Below are 17,026 nucleotides of genomic sequence, written 5' to 3'. Positions count from 1 at the left end.
CGAATCATCGGGATTGGTTGTGTTGGAATGCACCACGGCGCGGATCTGGTCCAGCGTGACGTTGCCATCGGCAGCGACGCTGACGGTGAACACCAGCAGGTTGCCCGTGGCCGTGCGGCCTTCGACCACGGTGCCATTGAGCGACAGGTTCACCACCTGGCCCGAGGCCGTGTCGATCAGCCCGGAAGCCCCGGCCACCACGCCCAGCGCATAGGTCAGGGTGCCGGCCCCATCGGCGCCAAACGCCGAGTTGAAGTTGGCGGCAAAGCTCTGGGTGTCATTGATCGTCAGCGCCGTTTCGTCCACCGTCAGCGTCGGCTCCGTGCCGGTGGTGGTGATGCTCGGGCCGTCGTCCTTGAACACCAGGTTCTGCCCGATGTTCAGGGTCGCCAGGGCGCTGTCGCCGTCCCCGTCGGTCTTGATCGCGGTCAGCGTCACCAGGTTGTCCGAGGCCAGGCTCGTCGAATCATCGGGATTGGTTGTGTTGGAATGCACCACGGCGCGGATCTGGTCCAGGGTGACGCTGCCATTGGCGGCCACGCTGACGGTGAACACCAACTGGTTGCCGAGGGCCGTGCGGCCTTCGACCACGGTGCCATTGAGCGACAGGTTCACCGCCTCGCCCGAGGCCGTGTCCGTCAGCCCGGAGGCTCCCGCCACCACGCCCAGCGCATAGGTCAGCGTACCGGCTCCGTCGGCGCCAAACGCCGAGTTGAAGTTGGCGGCAAAGCTCTGGGTGGCGTCGGTCGCCAGTAGCGTTTCGTCCACCGTCAGTGTTGGCTCCGTGCCGGTGGTGGTGATGCTCGGCCCGTCGTCCTTGAACACCAGGTTCTGCCCGATGTTGAGGGTCGCCGGGGCACTGTCGCCGTCCCTGTCGATCTTGGTCGCAGTCAGCGTCACCAGGTTGTCCGAAGTCAGGCTCGTCGAATCATCGGGATTGGTTGTGTTGGAATGCACCACGGCGCGGAGCTGATCGAGCGTGACGCTGCCATTGGCGGCCACACTGACGGTGAACACCAGCAGGTTGCCCGTGGCCGTGCGCCCTTCGACCACGGTGCCGTTGAGCGACAGATTCACCGCGTCGCCCGTGGCCGTGTCCGTCAGCCCGCAAGCCCCGGCCACTACGCCCAGCGCATAGGTCAGCGTCCCGGCTCCGTCGGCGCCAAACGCCGAGTTGAAGTTGGCGGCGAAGCTCTGGGTATCGTTGGTCGCCAGCACCGTCTCGTCCACCGTCAGCGTCGGCTCCGTGCCGGTGGTGCTGATGCTCGGCCCGTCGTCGTCGAAGATGATCCTGGAGCCGATTTCGGCTTTCGAAACAGAGGCCTGGACCAGCGTGAAACCACCGATATCAAAATCGGCGTGCTCATTGCCCTTGGCATTGACGGCCGCCCCGTTCTCGACGAGCACGCGGTTGTGGTCCGACGTAGTGGTGTACTCAATCTGGTAGCCGGCTTTGACGCCGGTGATGGTTGCAACCCCTGCTGCAAAGCTGATGGTGATGGCCAGATCGTTCACCGAGCCGTTTGAGTTCTCGATCACCTGCCCGATACTGTTGAAGACGCGAACATTGGTGATGGCCACCGACGCATCATTGCCATACCCATTGATGAAATTCGCGCCGGATTCAACAGCGGTGCTGAATGCGCTGACCCTTACCACGGCACTCTTGCCGCTTTGCAATTGCACAACGTCGAAACTGGCCGACTTCGCATTGAAGACGCCGGTAAAGTCGACGTTGGATTCAAGATCGGCTTCGTTCTGGTCCAGGTTGGGAATGGTCACATTCTGCCTGGCACCCGTGACGAACGAAAAGCGGATGCCCTCTTGCTCCACAATCATCTGATTGTTGGTACCGAAGGTGGTCGGCCCCCCCGCCTGGCTGGTATTGATCGTGTCGCCAGTCGTTATATTGAAGCCGCTTGACTGGTCTGCGGGGTCCTTGCCGGTGGCGATGATGGTGGGATCCGTGATCCGCAACACACCACCGACATCGACAACGTTCGGGTTCGCCTTCGTAAACATCAGGAACAGGTTCTGACCGGAGGGTGCGTTGGCCAGACTGAATTCCAGGTCCTGGCTGGCGCCGACGAAAACCTTATCCGCCAGATTGAGCGAATCATCGGCATTCGTCATGACGGGATGTTTGAGCGGTTGGTACTCCACAGTCCAGATCTTGCCGCCCGTAACCGGCGATCCGGTTTCTTCAATATAGGCAGCGAACACGATTGCGCCGGTTGCGCTCCCGGCTCGGCCCAAGACAATGTTGTTGTTCGTATCCGTATAGAGAAGGATGCTGGTGCCATCGAGGGTATCGAGCCCGCTGTCCACGCCATTGAGCGGTGCGCCAGAGCTGCCGACGAAGCTGATATCGGTAATGCTCGCTCCGGGGTCAGCGGTGATGGTGAATGCATTGCTGCCAGTGTTGCCAACGGCACCGGTATAGCCACTCAAAGCCGCGCCCGTTGCGGTACCTGCCCCCAGAGCAGTCAAACGGGTAGTGAAGGTCGAAGGCAGGGACGCCACCAGAATATCGTTGTCGTCAACGTCCCCAGCAGGGGTTGGAGTGGCAGTGGCGTTCTGCAACCCGGCCGTTTCGTCCAGCGTGACGTCCTCGCTGGTCGCAACGACGCCCAAAACGCTGTCCGTAAACGAGGCTGTCGCCACGGCGTCGTCACCAGTGCCGACCACACCGTCGGCGCCCGCAGCGGCCGCGGTGAGCAGAAACGTAGCGCCTGCCGAGTCGTCGGGATTCACGTACCACGAGGTGGTGACACTGCCGTTGACCTGGCCGTCGAGATCGCCTGCGCCGCCGTCGGTCACGGACCAGGGCCCGTGCCCCGCGCCGGTGTTGGTATCGAGCACATCGTCGGGCGTGCCCCACACACCATCCGCACCAGCACCGATGGCGTGGTCCACTTCGAGCGTCACTGTGCTGCCGGCGGCGAAACCGCTGGCCGTGATAATGGCAGTGCTGCCGGGGGCGTAGTCTTCAAGGTTGGTGGTGACGGTCGGAATGTAGGTAAAAGTCCAGTCGTGGTTGACGGGTGAAGGATGGTCAACGGCGTTACTGGCCAGGTCATTCGTTGGCGATGAGATTTTCTTGCGCATAGTCATGACTTTCTCCTGAGCGGGGTCCAGTCATCGGGGGTCGACCTTGGACCATTTTCTGATCTATTGGTCACAACTATGAACAAGCACCACAGGCGGCACATCGGCGGATACTCCCAGACGTGATGGGAGATTCAGACTACGTGGGAGAGGAGACGGAAAGTCGCGAGGGTAGAGTTGGTGGCTTCGATAAATCCCGGGCACCTGAATTTGTCGAACTTTATCTACGAGTCGCGAAAAGGAAGCGTTGATACAGGCGGGGAGATGCGAAATATGGTGTCCCAGGGCAGGTTCGAACTGCCAACCTTCCCCTTAGGAGGGGGATGCTCTATCCAATTGAGCTACTGAGACACAAGTTGACCGCGACGATACGCGGTGCGATGGACGGCGTGCATGTTAACGGCCGGGCTGGCTTTTGTCATGTCGTCCGTAGGCTTTTTAAGTGTAGGCAGACGCCTTGACCGGGTGCGGACTTGTTTACCATGCAAATTGCATCACTGCAAAAAGCCATCATTGCAAAATGCAATATGACGCTTTACCAAAAATAACTTAATTCATTGTTTTTAAAGAATTTAATTGCCGATAGACTCTGGCATGCGAGCTGCTTCTGCTGTTCTTACAGAACAACCGAGGCCCGCCCCATGAAGAGCGCCCTTTCACTCTCCTATGCCATCGCACTGGCGGTTTTAGCGGGAGTTCATTTTGTTCCCGAGAGCAGCGCTACGCAGGTTGCCCAGCGTATGCCGCATTACCTTCAGATGCAGAAGGCGCCGCAGCTGGCAGTGACCAGCGACCGGCACGGCTTTGTCAGCCAGGAAAACATCCTGATGCCAGATCCGCCAGCCGAACGATTGGTATTTTGAATGACCCTCACCAGGAGTACAGCATGTCCAGATCAGCCGCGAGTTTCTTCATCCTCGCCTTGTTGAGCGGCATTTTTCATCTGTCATTGACCCAGGACATGGTCGTCACCCTCCCCCTGATCGCCTGTGGCGTATTCAGCACGCTGTTCGTGCTCGCATTGATCGCCGGGCGCAAGATCAAGTTTGATCCGGTTCTGCGTTGATCCCGACATGGCAGACCCGTTGCAAGGGCCTGCCATCCATCCTGAATTCACCCCCTTCCATACGACTCCCCCTAGTAAATCGGCCATTTGCCACTATTCTGTAAAAAGTAAGGAACAGGGATCGAGTTCACTTTTTCCTGCCCGCCGGAAACCTTTCGTCGGGTGGAGAAAGCACGAAGTGATACGGCCTGGTCGAACTTTTCAAACCAGTCCGCATTTCTGATAATTGGTGCTGGCAGAACGCCTTTATCCAGTTCAATATTTGTCACAGAATTGACGCCAAGGATATGGCTATTTTGAGGCATGATGCGCGCCACTATCAATTCAGGTTGAACATTTGGTCAGAGCGCTTGTCCTACCAGACATCCTGCGGCCAATCCCGAAAACCGCTCCCCTGAACTAACCGGTTAAATATATGCGCCCATTGAAACAGGCAATTTATTCCAGCCGTACGGCTGACAAGTTCGTCGTACGTCTGCCAGACGGAATGCGTGAACGCATTGCCGAGGTGGCTCGCAATCATCATCGCAGCATGAACTCCGAAATCATTGCACGCCTTGAGCAGAGTCTTATTCAAGAAGGCGCACTGGGAGAAGAGTTGAGCATGCGCCTGGACAGCCCGGAGCTTTCCCTGCACGAGCGGGAATTGCTGCAGCGCTTCCGCCAACTCTCCCATCGACAGCAGAACGCCCTGGTTTCGCTGATCGCCCATGACGCTGAAATGGCCGCCGACGCGTCCTGATTCAGCCAGAAAGCCCAAGCCAGCCTGATCGCTGGCTTTTTTTTGCCTGAAATCCGGGCACAAAAAACCCGCCAATTGGCGGGTTTTAGTGAAACGGACTTCAGAGCAGGAAGATTGTCGCCAGCCCCAGGAAGATGAAGAAACCACCGCTGTCGGTCATGGCCGTGATCATCACACTGGCACCCATCGCCGGGTCGCGCCCCATCTTCGCCAGAGTCATCGGGATCAGAACCCCCATCAACGCCGCCAGCAACAGGTTGAGCGTCATCGCGGCGGTCATCACCACGCCCAATGACCAACTGCCATACAGCAGGTAGGCAACCACACCGATCACCCCGCCCCAGATCACGCCGTTGATCAGCGCTACCGCCAATTCCTTGCGCATCAGGCGCGAGGTGTTGCCGGTGCTCACCTGGTCCAGCGCCATGGCCCGAACAATCATGGTGATGGTCTGGTTACCCGAGTTACCACCGATCCCCGCCACGATCGGCATCAACGCCGCAAGCGCCACGAGTTTCTCGATCGAGCCTTCAAACAAACCGATCACCCGAGAAGCCACGAACGCGGTAATCAGGTTGATCGCCAGCCAGGCCCAACGGTTACGCAGGGATTTCCAGACCGACGCAAAAATGTCTTCTTCTTCACGCAGACCCGCCATGTTGAGAACTTCGCTTTCGCTCTCTTCACGGATCAGGTCGACCATTTCATCGATGGTCAGACGACCGATCAGCTTGCCGTTCTTGTCGACCACGGGGGCGGAGATCAAATCGTAACGCTCGAAGGCCTGGGCGGCATCGTAGGCGTCTTCGTCCGGGTGGAAACTCACCGGGTCGCTGGCCATCACCTCGGCAACCTGTTTGTCCGGGTCGTTGACCAGCAAACGCTTGATCGGCAACACGCCCTTGAGGACGCCGTCGTAATCGACCACGAACAGTTTGTCGGTGTGGCCCGGCAACTCCTTGAGACGGCGCAGGTAACGCAAGACCACTTCAAGGCTGACATCCTCGCGGATGGTCACCATCTCGAAGTCCATCAACGCACCGACCTGCTCCTCGTCGTAGGACAGTGCCGAACGCACGCGCTCGCGTTGTTGCTGGTCAAGGGTCTCCATGAGCTCATGGACGACGTCTCGCGGCAGCTCGGAGGCCAGGTCAGCGAGTTCGTCGGCGTCCATGTCCTTGGCCGCCGCCAGGAGCTCGTGATCGTCCATGTCGGCGATCAGCGATTCACGGACCGAATCGGATACTTCAAGGAGGATGTCGCCGTCGCGATCGGCCTTGACCAGTTGCCATAGCGTCAGACGATCGTCCAGCGGCAAGGCTTCAAGGATATAGGCGACGTCGGCGGAGTGCAGATCATCGAGCTTGCGTTGCAACTCGACGAGGTTCTGCCGGTGGACCAGGTTCTCGACCCGGTCATGATGCGGGCCTTCCTGGCGGTGAGTCAGGTCTTCTACAACTCGCTGGCGCTGCAGCAACTCGACCACCTGGGCCAGGCGATCCTGCAAGCTTTCCTGCGTTTTCTTTACTTCGATTTCAGACATAGGCGAACTCCACTCCCAGCAGCGGGGCACGCCGGAAGGATCAATCAGTCAATTCATGATTGGTGAAACGGGGTACTGAGTAACTACTGGGTAAGTCCATGGAGGTATTCCACAAGCCCCGGCGGGGCTGACGGGCGCAATGATACACCGCCTGACGGTTTTAAACGTTAAAAAATCTCGGCTGAAACAAGCGCTTGCACAACAAACCTGAGCATCGTCCTGATCCATGAAAATGCGACGACGCATCCAGAAAAGAAAACACACCTCCTTTTTGAAAATTGTAGTCGCTACCCTTGAAAAGGAACGTCACGGACGCCGCCGGGGAGCGTGTAGAGGCGATCATCAATCAGCGAGTGGTCGCCGGCATGAGCCAGCAAGACGTCGAAAGCACCCCCGGCAAGCCGGACAGGATCAGTATTCGCAATTCAGCCACGAGCTAGCGCTACGACACCTGGCAAGGTCGTAGCACAAACGTGGAGTTCGACGAGAGGGGCAGCAGAAAGGAAAAGCCAAATTCCAGACGGCAAAAAGCCCGCATGAAATGCGGGCTTTCTGTTGTATGGTGCACTCGACAGGATTCGAACCTGTGACCGCTCGGTTCGTAGCCGAGTACTCTATCCAGCTGAGCTACGAGTGCAATTTGTGTTTTTATACCAGATCACAACTGGTTGAAGCCAAGTTACCTGCATTGCTGCAACTAACTCTTAAATGGTGCACTCGACAGGATTCGAACCTGTGACCGCTCGGTTCGTAGCCGAGTACTCTATCCAGCTGAGCTACGAGTGCATTTGTTGCCGCGCATTATAGGCCGTCTAATCTCTATGTCAAACACTTTTTCTAGTAATTTCAACAACTTACCGAAGAAGCCAGATTACAACGTACTAAGCAAATAATGGCGGAGAACGGGGGATTCGAACCCCCGACACCCTTTTGAGGTGTACTCCCTTAGCAGGGGAGCGCCTTCGGCCACTCGGCCAGCTCTCCGCAACACGGGGCGTATATTAACCAGCTTCTTCCCCGTTTGCAAACATAAAAAACGATAAAAATTAATGGCTTGGTTCTTCGTCCTTCTCTTTCTTGATACGCAGGTAAATTTCTTCCCGGTGAACAGCTACCTCTTTGGGGGCATTAACACCGATGCGCACTTGATTTCCTTTGACGCCGAGCACGGTCACGGTGATTTCACCATCACCGATAATCAGGCTTTCTGCACACCGACGAGTCAGAATCAGCATACCTTTCTCCTCACGCATTACATTTCAGGGACAACAGTCTGCAAAAAAAAGGCACTCGACCCACAACCGGAGCGGTCGCAGCCCTACATGCCTGAGTATTGACTAGCGCGAGCAAAAGAACAGCCTCGGGGGTCACGCCATTCAAAAAAACAAAAGGCGCGGTCAGACCGCGCCTTTTGGCAAACGCATCACTCGCCCTGGCGGGCCGGCGCGTCCAGTTCGAAAGCCGTGTGCAGAGCGCGCACAGCCAGTTCCAGGTACTTCTCTTCGATCACTACGGAGACTTTGATTTCCGATGTCGAGATCATCTGGATGTTGATGCTTTCCTTGGCCAGGGATTCGAACATGCGGCTGGCCACGCCTGCGTGAGAACGCATGCCAACGCCGACGATCGACACCTTGGCAATCTTGGTGTCGCCAACGACTTCACGGGCACCCAGTTCGCTAGCAGTTTTTTCCAGCACGGTTTGCGCCGCCTGGTAGTCGTTGCGATGCACGGTGAAGGTGAAGTCGGTGGTGTTATCGTGCGCAACGTTCTGCACGATCATATCGACTTCGATGTTCGCGGCACTGATCGGGCCGAGAATCTTGAAGGCAACGCCCGGGATGTCTGGCACGCCACGGATGGTCAGCTTGGCTTCATCGCGGTTGAAAGCGATACCGGAAATGATCGGCTGTTCCATGGTTTCCTCTTCATCAATAGTAATGAGGGTGCCCGGACCCTCCTTGAAGCTGTGCAGTACGCGCAGCGGAACGTTGTACTTGCCGGCGAATTCCACCGCACGGATCTGCAATACCTTGGAACCGAGGCTGGCCATTTCCAGCATCTCTTCGAAGGTGATCTTGTCCAGGCGCTGAGCCACGGACACCACACGCGGGTCGGTGGTGTAGACGCCGTCGACGTCGGTGTAGATCTGGCATTCGTCAGCCTTCAGGGCTGCCGCCAGCGCCACACCGGTAGTGTCGGAACCGCCACGACCGAGGGTGGTGATGTTGCCGTGTTCGTCGACGCCCTGGAAACCGGCGACCACCACCACACGACCTGCCTTCAGGTCACCACGAATCTTCTGGTCATCAATCTGCAAGATACGCGCTTTATTGTGCGCGCTATCCGTCAGAATCCGCACCTGGTTGCCGGTGTACGACACCGCCGGCACGCCACGCTTGATCAGCGCCATGGCCAACAGGGCAATCGTCACCTGCTCACCGGTGGAGACGATCACGTCCAGCTCACGCGGAACCGGTTGGCCGTCGCCACTGATTTGCTTGGCCAGATCGATCAGACGGTTGGTTTCGCCGCTCATTGCAGACAGCACAACCACCAGGTCATCGCCGGCATCGCGGAATTTCTTAACCTTGTCGGCGACCTGCTCGATTCTCTCGACAGTGCCGACCGAGGTGCCTCCAAATTTCTGTACGATCAAAGCCATTTCAAAGCCGCCTCTGCCCATGAAGGGCGCCCAAATAATCACTCAAACAGCGTTGCGGCCCGCCACTAGACGACGAGCCGCAAGCACTGCCTTATAGACCCTGCTCTACAAACGGAACGGTCAGGGCCAGTGCTGCGTCCAGTGCGCCAGCGTCGGTACCACCGCCCTGCGCCATGTCTGGACGACCACCGCCCTTCCCGCCCACTGCCGCAGCGGCTTGCTTCATCAAATCACCGGCTTTGAGTTGGCCAGTCAGGTCTTTGGTTACGCCTGCAACCAGAACGACCTTTTCCTCATGGACACTGCCGAGCAGGATCACTGCGCGGCCGAGTTTGTTTTTCAGTTGATCGACCAGCGCCAGCAGCGCCTTGCCATCCTGACCGTCCAGACGCACGGCCAGCACTTTCACGTCCTTGACGTCCAGCGCCTGGGCCGACAGATCGTCGCCTGCGGCACTGGCTGCCTTGGCTTGCAACTGCTCGAGTTGCTTCTCCAGCAGACGGTTGCGCTCCAGCACAGCCGACAGCTTGTCGATCAGGTTGTCGCGGCTGCCCTTGACCAGGCTGGCCGCTTCCTTGAGTTGTTCTTCCGCCGCGTTCAAGTAGGCCAGCGCCGCGGCACCGGTGACTGCCTCGATACGACGCACGCCCGATGCCACACCGCCTTCGCTGATGATTTTCAGCAGGCCAATGTCGCCTGTACGGTTGGCGTGGATACCGCCACACAGCTCGACGGAGAAATCGCCCATGCTCAGTACACGCACGTTGTCGCCGTATTTCTCGCCGAACAGCGCCATGGCGCCTTTCTGCTTGGCGGTTTCGATATCGGTCTCTTCGGTTTCAACCTCGGAGTTCCTGCGGATCTCGGCGTTGACGATTTCTTCCAGCGCCTTGATCTGCTCAGGCTTGATGGCTTCGAAGTGACTGAAGTCAAAACGCAGGCGCTGGCTGTCGACCAACGAGCCTTTCTGTTGAACGTGATCGCCCAGCACCTGGCGCAATGCAGCGTGCAGCAGGTGAGTCGCGGAGTGGTTCAACGACGTGGCGTGACGCACCTCGGCGTCAACGTGGGTCTCGACCGGCGCACCGACGATCAGGCTACCCGAATCCAGGATACCGTGGTGCAGGAATGCACCGCCGGTCTTGGTGGTATCACGCACGTCGAAACGCGCGCTGCCCGCCTGCAGGTAACCGCAATCGCCGACCTGGCCACCGGACTCGGCGTAGAACGGCGTCTTGTCGAGAACGATCACGCCCTCGTCGCCTTCGCTCAATACGTCGACCGACTGGCCATCTTTATACAGCGCAACGATTTTTGCCAAACCACGGGTATCGGTGTAGCCGGTGAACTCGGTGTCCACATCGACCTTGACCAGGCTGTTGTAGTCCATGCCGAAGGAACTGGCGGAACGGGCACGGACGCGCTGGGCTTCCATCTCGCGTTCGAAGCCTTCTTCGTCGATGGTCAGGCTGCGCTCGCGAGCGATGTCGCCGGTCAGGTCCATCGGGAAACCGTAGGTGTCGTAGAGTTTGAACACCACGTCGCCCGGCACCACGTCGCCCTTGAGTTCAGCCAGATCCTGTTCGAGGATCTTCAGGCCCTGCTCCAGGGTCTTGGCGAATTGCTCTTCTTCGGCCTTCAGCACGCGTTCGATGTGCGCCTGCTGGGATTTCAGCTCCGGGAACGCCTCGCCCATCTCGGCGACCAGGGCCGCGACGATCTGGTAAAAGAAGCTGCCCTTGGCGCCCAGCTTGTTACCGTGACGGCAGGCGCGACGGATGATCCGGCGCAGCACGTAGCCACGGCCTTCGTTGGACGGCAGCACGCCGTCGGCGACCAGGAAGCCGCAGGAGCGGATGTGGTCAGCCACCACTTTCAACGAAGCCTGGGCGTCGTTGGTGCAGCCGATGGCCTTGGCCGAAGCGCTCAGCAGGCTCTGGAACAGGTCGATTTCATAGTTCGAGTGAACGTGCTGCAGCACGGCACTGATCCGCTCCAGGCCCATGCCGGTGTCGACCGACGGCGCTGGCAGCGGGTGCAACACGCCATCGGCGGTGCGGTTGAACTGCATGAACACGTTGTTCCAGATTTCGATGTAACGGTCGCCGTCTTCTTCCGGCGAGCCCGGTGGGCCACCCCAGATGTCGGCGCCGTGATCGTAGAAAATCTCGGTGCAAGGACCGCACGGGCCGGTATCGCCCATGGTCCAGAAGTTATCGGAGGCGTACGGCGCGCCCTTGTTGTCGCCAATGCGCACCATGCGCTCGGCCGGAACGCCGACTTCCTTGGTCCAGATGTCGTACGCCTCGTCATCGCTGGCATAGACGGTGACCCAGAGCTTTTCCTTCGGCAGGTTCAGCCACTTGTCGGAGGTCAGGAAGTTCCAGGCGTAGCTGATGGCATCACGCTTGAAATAATCACCGAAGCTGAAGTTACCCAGCATTTCGAAGAAAGTGTGGTGACGAGCGGTATAACCGACGTTTTCCAGGTCGTTGTGCTTGCCGCCGGCGCGCACGCATTTCTGGCTGCTGACGGCGCGGGTGTACGCGCGCTTTTCCTGGCCCAGGAAGCAGTCCTTGAACTGGTTCATCCCCGCGTTGGTGAACAGCAGGGTTGGGTCGTTGCCCGGAATCAAAGAGCTGGAGGCTACACGGGTGTGGCCTTGCTCTTCGAAGAAGCGAAGGAAGGCTTCACGGATTTCTGCGCTTTTCATTAGGTTCTTCCACGGAGGCTGCGGCCAAAGGCCTGTTCGAAACGTCAACAGACGAAGCGACGGCAAAGGGCCGCATTATATCGGCGTTAGTGACTAGGTACAGTGTGTTTGTACGTTGCAAACACTCATTTAGACGGTTAACGCCGTCACTTGCCAGAAAAGTCGACGAATGTCGCGACGACCTGCTCGATTTGCCCACGGCTGACGTCCATGTGCGTGACCATGCGCAGACGCGCGGCGGCACTGAGCTTGATCCCGCGTTCGGCGGCAAAGGCCTTGATGGCCTCGGCCTGGTCGCCCATCTGCACGTAAACCATGTTGGTCTGCACCGGTTCGACCTCAAAGCCCGCCCCACGCAGGCCTTCGGCCAGCAACTGCGCGTTGGCATGGTCATCGGCCAGGCGCTGAACGTTGTTATCCAGTGCATACAGGCCCGCCGCTGCGAGAATACCTGCCTGACGCATGCCGCCACCGACCATCTTGCGCAGGCGCCGGGCCTTGCCGATCAACTCAACCGAGCCGCACAGCACCGAACCGACCGGTGCGCCCAGGCCTTTGGACAGGCACACCGAGACGGAATCGAAATACCGGGTGATTTCCCGGGCATCCACACCCAGTTTCACTGCCGCGTTGTACAGACGTGCGCCGTCCAGGTGCAGTTGCAAGCCGTGTTCGCGGGTAAAGTTTCGGGCCCGGGCCAGGTACTCCAGTGGCAGGACCTTGCCTTGCATGGTGTTTTCCAGCGCCAGCAAACGGGTGCGGGCGAAATGGAAGTCGTCCGGCTTGATCGCGGCGGCAACCTGCGCCAGGTCCAGCGAACCATCGGCCTGTACTTCCAGCGGCTGTGGCTGGATCGAACCCAGCACCGCTGCGCCACCCCCTTCGTACTTATAAGTGTGGGCCTGCTGGCCGACGATGTACTCGTCACCGCGCTCGCAATGGGCCATCAACCCCAGCAGGTTACTCATGGTGCCGGTCGGCACGAACAGCGCCGCGGCAAAACCGAGCCGTTTTGCCAATTCAGCTTCCAGACGATTGACCGTCGGATCTTCGCCATACACGTCGTCGCCGGTGGCGGCTTTGGCCATCGCGTCGAGCATGCCGGCGCAGGGTTGGGTGACGGTGTCGCTGCGAAGATCGATAACGCTCATGAATCTGGCCTCGGTAAGCAGGGGAAATCCCTTTCAGGAAAGAATTACTGCGGGCATGGCGACGATTAATCAACCCTTGAATGAGTAAAAGGCGAATTGCGCCCTCGATAACGCACAATCCATGTGGGAGCGGGCTTGCTCGCGAAGACGGACTGACAGTCAACATTTGCGCTGGATGTTAAACCGTCTTCGCGAGCAAGCCCGCTCCCACAGGTACCACGCCTTGACTGACCGGTATTGGCCATGCGCATATCGGAAATATGTGATAAAAACGCTGCGCCGCCAAACATTCCGGCGGCAAAAACGTTCTCAGGGCGGGGTGCAACTCCCCACCGGCGGTAATTGCGCGCAATGCGCATAGCCCGCGAGCGCTTGATGGCAGCACGGCTTCGGCGGTGCCTGGCAGCAAGGTCAGCAGACCCGGTGTGATCCCGGGGCCGACGGTCATAGTCCGGATGAAGAGAGAACGGGATTGACGCCGCCTAGCTCTATACCAAAGCGCCGTCCGTAGGCACTTGTGCCTGCGTACCCTCAGATCCCCTTCGATTCATAACGCCCTGTTTTTCACACAAACAGGAGTCAGAACATGCAACCCACCGCTATCGACAGCAAAAGCAAACACCATCAGGGCGAGCGCGTCGCGTTCATCCAGGCCTGCTGGCACAAGGAAATCGTCGATCAGAGCCGTAAAGGTTTCCTCGCCGAAATGATTGCCCAGGGTTATCAGGAATCCGACATCGATTTCTTCGAAGTCGGCGGCGCCTTTGAAATGCCCCTGCACGCCAAGTTGCTGGCCAAGACCGGTCGTTATTCCGGCATCGTCGCGGCAGCCCTGGTGGTGGACGGCGGCATCTACCGTCACGAGTTCGTCGCCCAGTCGGTGGTCAGCGGCCTGATGCAGGTGCAACTGGAAACCGAAGTGCCGGTGTTCTCGGTGTCCCTGACCCCGCACCACTTCCATGCCGGCGAAGAGCACCAGAAGTTCTTCTTCGAGCATTTCGTGCATAAAGGTCAGGAAGCGGCGAAGACGTGTGCGGATACGCTGATGAAGATCCGCTCGCTACGTCGCACTGAACCGCGCGCAGTAGCGGTCTAAAGGCAAAGTGAGGTCTATGGCCTCACCCAAAACCAAATGTGGGAGCGGGCTTGCTCGCGAAAGCGGTGTAACAGTCACATCAATGCTGGATGTGCCACCGCCTTCGCGAGCAAGCCCGCTCCCACAATGGTTTGGTGTTGTGATCAGGCCAGGTTCTCGTCGGTAGTCGGTACGACCAGGATGCCGGCACGCAAACCATTCTTCACCTTGGGGTTCGGGAAGATGATCCGGGCGCCCTCCTCCTCGATAATCCAGCGGGTATTGGCGATGTCTTCCGCCAGCAGGTAACCCACTTCCAGCTCCGAGAAGTTCTCGACGTCCGCCGGCAGGTTCAGGCGGAAGCTGTCGCTGTGCTTGATGATTTCCCGCGCCACGCTGTACAGCTGCAAACCGTCCAGTGCCGCTTCAGTCAGTTCCGGCTCGGTGCCCTCGATGATCTGCTTGAGGCGCGCCTCCAGCAGCGACACGTTGACCCCGGCGTTCTGTCCGAACGGCCGCGCCTTGCCCAACTCCAGGGTAAAGGCCTCGGCTCCCAGTTTGTCGTAGGTGTAGGCGCTGAACACGATGGACGGTTTGTTCTGCAGCAACACCGCTTCCATGCCGGCAGCGCGCAGACGCGCCAGTTCCTGACGGGAATGCTGGCGGTCTTCCTTCCACGGATACAGGGCGAACTGCTCGATTTTCGAGCCACGAATCGCCGTGTGCAGGTCGTAATGCAGACGCTGACGATCCGGCAGGCTGAAGAAACTCGCTGCCAAACGCTCAAGTTCACAGGCACGCAGGGCTTCGGAGCCGCTGCTTTGTTCGTGACGGCCATTGAACAGCCGATTGACGTCCTGCTCGACGAAACGCTCGCCCTTGCGAATCGCTTCCGGGTTGCCGAACAGGAACAGAATACGTGCGCGCGGCTTCAGGTCGCCGCGGGCAATGTCGTGCAACAGGCGATCGAGCAACTCGATCGGCGCTGTTTCGTTGCCGTGGATCCCTGCCGACAGCAGCAGGTCCAGGCCATTGTCACGCGCTTCTGGTGGCCGGACTTCCAGCGCACCTTCGCTCAACCAGCGCATGCGCACGCCTTCGACAGTCAGTTGAGTCTTCTCCGCCGGTTCGCGGCCGGCGAGGGTCAGTTCAAGCAGTTTGCCGAGGGCGAGCATAGAGCGGTTTCCTTAGTGGTCGTGGTTGCAATCCGGGCCGTGAACATGTTCCTCGTCGTCGGTGAGGTCAGCCGGTTCCATCTCCAGTTGCAGACTTACCAGATTAGTCGCCAATGGGCGCAACAGCAGGTTGGCGTATTCGGCATCGCCTTCTTCGACGTCCACGCCGATCAGCAACTGACCACGGCCGTCCTGCTGGATCCACAGCTCTTTGCCTTGCCACAGGACCGCGACGCGGGTGCAGACAGTCTCCAGTTGCTTGCCGTCGGTGTCTTCAAGGATCAGCTGCAGGGAATCGCTCATGTTTTACGCTCTCGTTTGAGATGAAGCGGTGCACTGCCATCCGAGGCAGCGCACCGTCGATCAATTGATCTGGAATGGATAAACCGCGCCCAGTTTAAGGATTTGCGTCAGTTCATCCAGTGCCGTCCGGCACTCAAGCAGCAATTGCGGGTCCGCCAGATCGTTTTCGGTCATGCGGTCGCGGTAGTGCTTCTCGACCCATTCGGTCAGAGTGCCGTACAACGGTGCCGTCATGATAACCCCTGGGTTGACGGCCGCCAGTTCGGTTTCGTTGAGTGCGACGCGCAGCCGCAGGCAAGCCGGGCCACCGCCGTTCTGCATGCTCTGCTTGAGATCGAAGACTTTCACTTCGCGGATCAGCCCGCCGGAGCTGGTCAGACCCTGCAGGTATTGCCAGACACGCTCGTTGCCACGGCATTCTTCCGGCACGATCAACAGCATGGAGCCGTCAGGGCGCGACAGCAGCTGGCTATTGAACAGGTAGGAACGAACGGCATCTTCCACGCTTACCGCGGAACGCGGTACGCAGACTGACTGAAATTTCCCGCCGACCTTGGCGAGTTTGCTCTGCAGTTCCGCGAGCATTTTCTCGGTCTCGAGGAACGCATCCTCGTGATAGAACAGCACTTCACCATTACCGACGGCGATCACGTCGTTGTGGAACACGCCCTGATCGATCACCGACGGGTTCTGCTGGGCGTAGACCACGCCGTCATCGCTCAAGCCGTGCAAACGGGCAACGGCCTGGGACGCTTCGAGGGTCTGGCGCGCCGGGTACTTCTGTGGAGCCGGGTAGCGGGTGTCGAACGCACTGCGGCCGAACACGAAGAACTCGACACCGGCTTCGCCGTATTCACGGCAGAAACGGGTGTGGTTGGCCGCGCCTTCGTCACCGAACTGCGCCACGGCCGGCAAGGCGGCGTGGTGAGCGAAGTGTTTCTGATCAGCGAACATCGCACCCAGCACGCGGCTGGTGGTCGGGTGTTCGATGCTGCGGTGATATTTGCAATTGAGGTTGGCAGCGGTGAAATGCACACGGCCGTCAGCGGTGTCAGCGCTCGGGCTGACGGTGGCGGCGTTGGCCACCCACATGCTCGAGGCCGAGCAACTGGCCACCAGCAGCGGCATCGCGTCTTTGGCGGCGCGCTCGATCACTTGAGCGTCGGTGCCGCCAAAACCCAGGCGACGCAGTGCGGCCACATCCGGGCGCTCCTGCGGTGCCAGCACGCCTTGCTGGAAACCCATTTCCATCAGCGCTTTCATCTTCGCCAGGCCTTGCAGCGCCGCTTCCTTGGGGTTGGAAGACTGCTGGCTGTTGCTCTGGGACGCGACGTTGCCGTAGGACAGGCCGCCGTAGTTATGGGTCGGCCCCACTAGACCGTCAAAATTGACTTCATAGGATTTCATCAGCGAGGCTCCACGAGAATCTGTTGTTATAGGCATCAATAAAAATGACTGGAATGCAATCTGTGTAGCAGCTGCCGA

Annotated in this window: 14 protein-coding genes, 4 tRNA genes, 1 pseudogene and 1 riboswitch; of the genes and pseudogenes, 5 read left to right on the top strand and 14 right to left on the bottom strand. The window is 59.0% G+C overall.

The window, feature by feature from the left end:
* Window positions 1-3,114, bottom strand: a 3,114-nt coding sequence (locus tag PMI34_RS15620; RefSeq protein WP_008049577.1) for a DUF5801 repeats-in-toxin domain-containing protein, incomplete at its 3' end; no start/stop codon positions are given.
* A gap of 268 nt (window positions 3,115-3,382) precedes the next feature.
* A tRNA-Arg gene (locus tag PMI34_RS15625) sits at window positions 3,383-3,459 on the bottom strand.
* A 290-nt stretch (window positions 3,460-3,749) separates the two neighbouring features.
* Between PMI34_RS15625 and PMI34_RS15630 the strand changes: the two genes are divergently transcribed.
* Both PMI34_RS15630 and PMI34_RS15635 read left to right on the top strand, forming a co-directional pair.
* Window positions 3,750-3,971, top strand: coding sequence for a hypothetical protein (locus PMI34_RS15630; protein WP_008049574.1), 222 nt, complete (start codon window positions 3,750-3,752; stop codon window positions 3,969-3,971).
* 23 nt (window positions 3,972-3,994) lie between these two features.
* The gene (locus tag PMI34_RS15635) at window positions 3,995-4,174 is read left to right on the top strand and encodes a PA3371 family protein (RefSeq protein ID WP_008049573.1); all 180 of its coding nucleotides are present in this window, start codon (window positions 3,995-3,997) and stop codon (window positions 4,172-4,174) included.
* A 71-nt stretch (window positions 4,175-4,245) separates the two neighbouring features.
* On the opposite strand, the gene PMI34_RS28085 is transcribed toward PMI34_RS15635, so the two are convergent.
* On the bottom strand, window positions 4,246-4,479 hold the full coding sequence (locus PMI34_RS28085) for a hypothetical protein (protein ID WP_081498073.1): 234 nt from the start codon (window positions 4,477-4,479) through the stop codon (window positions 4,246-4,248).
* A 110-nt stretch (window positions 4,480-4,589) separates the two neighbouring features.
* Between PMI34_RS28085 and PMI34_RS15640 the strand changes: the two genes are divergently transcribed.
* Entirely contained in the window at window positions 4,590-4,916 is a 327-nt protein-coding gene (locus PMI34_RS15640; protein ID WP_003178899.1) for an Arc family DNA-binding protein, read from the top strand.
* 100 nt (window positions 4,917-5,016) lie between these two features.
* On the opposite strand, the gene mgtE is transcribed toward PMI34_RS15640, so the two are convergent.
* Window positions 5,017-6,459 (bottom strand): magnesium transporter, encoded by a 1,443-nt coding sequence (gene mgtE / locus PMI34_RS15645; RefSeq protein ID WP_008049571.1) that lies wholly within the window; start codon window positions 6,457-6,459, stop codon window positions 5,017-5,019.
* 314 nt (window positions 6,460-6,773) lie between these two features.
* Between mgtE and PMI34_RS29295 the strand changes: the two are divergent.
* Window positions 6,774-6,994, top strand: a pseudogene (locus tag PMI34_RS29295) (cell envelope protein SmpA); the annotation flags it as partial.
* Window positions 6,995-7,019: 25 nt separating this feature from the next.
* Here PMI34_RS29295 and PMI34_RS15650 read toward each other — a convergent pair.
* The 7 genes from PMI34_RS15650 to ltaE all read right to left on the bottom strand — a co-directional run bounded on the left by PMI34_RS15650 (window position 7,020) and on the right by ltaE (window position 12,988).
* Window positions 7,020-7,096 (bottom strand) — tRNA-Arg (locus tag PMI34_RS15650).
* Window positions 7,097-7,168: 72 nt separating this feature from the next.
* Window positions 7,169-7,245: transfer RNA gene (locus PMI34_RS15655), tRNA-Arg, on the bottom strand.
* A 107-nt stretch (window positions 7,246-7,352) separates the two neighbouring features.
* Window positions 7,353-7,443: transfer RNA gene (locus PMI34_RS15660), tRNA-Ser, on the bottom strand.
* Between the two features lie 62 nt (window positions 7,444-7,505).
* Entirely contained in the window at window positions 7,506-7,694 is a 189-nt protein-coding gene (csrA, locus tag PMI34_RS15665) for a carbon storage regulator CsrA (RefSeq protein ID WP_002554426.1), read from the bottom strand.
* Window positions 7,695-7,882: 188 nt separating this feature from the next.
* The gene (locus PMI34_RS15670) at window positions 7,883-9,124 is read right to left on the bottom strand and encodes an aspartate kinase (RefSeq protein ID WP_008049566.1); all 1,242 of its coding nucleotides are present in this window, start codon (window positions 9,122-9,124) and stop codon (window positions 7,883-7,885) included.
* Window positions 9,125-9,215: 91 nt separating this feature from the next.
* The gene (gene alaS, locus PMI34_RS15675; RefSeq protein WP_008049565.1) at window positions 9,216-11,837 is read right to left on the bottom strand and encodes an alanine--tRNA ligase; all 2,622 of its coding nucleotides are present in this window, start codon (window positions 11,835-11,837) and stop codon (window positions 9,216-9,218) included.
* 146 nt (window positions 11,838-11,983) lie between these two features.
* The gene (ltaE, locus tag PMI34_RS15680; protein ID WP_008049564.1) at window positions 11,984-12,988 is read right to left on the bottom strand and encodes a low-specificity L-threonine aldolase; all 1,005 of its coding nucleotides are present in this window, start codon (window positions 12,986-12,988) and stop codon (window positions 11,984-11,986) included.
* 301 nt (window positions 12,989-13,289) lie between these two features.
* A riboswitch (FMN riboswitch) is annotated at window positions 13,290-13,460 on the top strand.
* A 114-nt stretch (window positions 13,461-13,574) separates the two neighbouring features.
* On the opposite strand from ltaE, the gene PMI34_RS15685 reads away from it, so the two are divergent.
* On the top strand, window positions 13,575-14,084 hold the full coding sequence (locus tag PMI34_RS15685; RefSeq protein WP_008049562.1) for a 6,7-dimethyl-8-ribityllumazine synthase: 510 nt from the start codon (window positions 13,575-13,577) through the stop codon (window positions 14,082-14,084).
* Window positions 14,085-14,227: 143 nt separating this feature from the next.
* Here the strand turns inward: PMI34_RS15685 and astE are convergent, their stop codons facing one another.
* From astE to astB, 3 genes are read right to left on the bottom strand one after another with little or no spacing between them, the layout of a single operon-like run.
* Window positions 14,228-15,238 (bottom strand): succinylglutamate desuccinylase, encoded by a 1,011-nt coding sequence (gene astE, locus PMI34_RS15690; protein ID WP_008049561.1) that lies wholly within the window; start codon window positions 15,236-15,238, stop codon window positions 14,228-14,230.
* Window positions 15,239-15,250: 12 nt separating this feature from the next.
* Window positions 15,251-15,541, bottom strand: a complete 291-nt coding sequence (locus PMI34_RS15695) for a hypothetical protein (RefSeq protein ID WP_008049560.1) — start codon at window positions 15,539-15,541, stop codon at window positions 15,251-15,253.
* Window positions 15,542-15,601: 60 nt separating this feature from the next.
* Entirely contained in the window at window positions 15,602-16,948 is a 1,347-nt protein-coding gene (astB, locus tag PMI34_RS15700) for an N-succinylarginine dihydrolase (RefSeq protein ID WP_007971027.1), read from the bottom strand.
* Window positions 16,949-17,026 lie beyond the last annotated feature (78 nt).

This window comes from Pseudomonas sp. GM74, assembly GCF_000282455.1.
Taxonomy (GTDB): Bacteria; Pseudomonadota; Gammaproteobacteria; order Pseudomonadales; family Pseudomonadaceae; genus Aquipseudomonas.
Note: the sequence above shows the minus strand (reverse complement) of the source record. Positions and strands in the feature narration are given on the sequence as shown.

Bases quoted from the DNA above. Each gene is read 5' to 3' on its own strand.
- astE (WP_008049561.1), bottom strand. From the start codon at position 15,238: ATGCTCGCCCTCGGCAAACTGCTTGAACTGACCCTCGCCGGCCGCGAA.
- ltaE (WP_008049564.1), bottom strand. From the start codon at position 12,988: ATGAGCGTTATCGATCTTCGCAGCGACACCGTCACCCAACCCTGCGCC.
- PMI34_RS28085 (WP_081498073.1), bottom strand. From the start codon at position 4,479: ATGCCTCAAAATAGCCATATCCTTGGCGTCAATTCTGTGACAAATATT.
- astB (WP_007971027.1), bottom strand. From the start codon at position 16,948: ATGAAATCCTATGAAGTCAATTTTGACGGTCTAGTGGGGCCGACCCAT.
- PMI34_RS15640 (WP_003178899.1), top strand. From the start codon at position 4,590: ATGCGCCCATTGAAACAGGCAATTTATTCCAGCCGTACGGCTGACAAG.
- PMI34_RS15635 (WP_008049573.1), top strand. From the start codon at position 3,995: ATGTCCAGATCAGCCGCGAGTTTCTTCATCCTCGCCTTGTTGAGCGGC.
- csrA (WP_002554426.1), bottom strand. From the start codon at position 7,694: ATGCTGATTCTGACTCGTCGGTGTGCAGAAAGCCTGATTATCGGTGAT.
- PMI34_RS15670 (WP_008049566.1), bottom strand. From the start codon at position 9,124: ATGGCTTTGATCGTACAGAAATTTGGAGGCACCTCGGTCGGCACTGTC.
- PMI34_RS15630 (WP_008049574.1), top strand. From the start codon at position 3,750: ATGAAGAGCGCCCTTTCACTCTCCTATGCCATCGCACTGGCGGTTTTA.
- PMI34_RS15685 (WP_008049562.1), top strand. From the start codon at position 13,575: ATGCAACCCACCGCTATCGACAGCAAAAGCAAACACCATCAGGGCGAG.
- alaS (WP_008049565.1), bottom strand. From the start codon at position 11,837: ATGAAAAGCGCAGAAATCCGTGAAGCCTTCCTTCGCTTCTTCGAAGAG.
- PMI34_RS15695 (WP_008049560.1), bottom strand. From the start codon at position 15,541: ATGAGCGATTCCCTGCAGCTGATCCTTGAAGACACCGACGGCAAGCAA.
- mgtE (WP_008049571.1), bottom strand. From the start codon at position 6,459: ATGTCTGAAATCGAAGTAAAGAAAACGCAGGAAAGCTTGCAGGATCGC.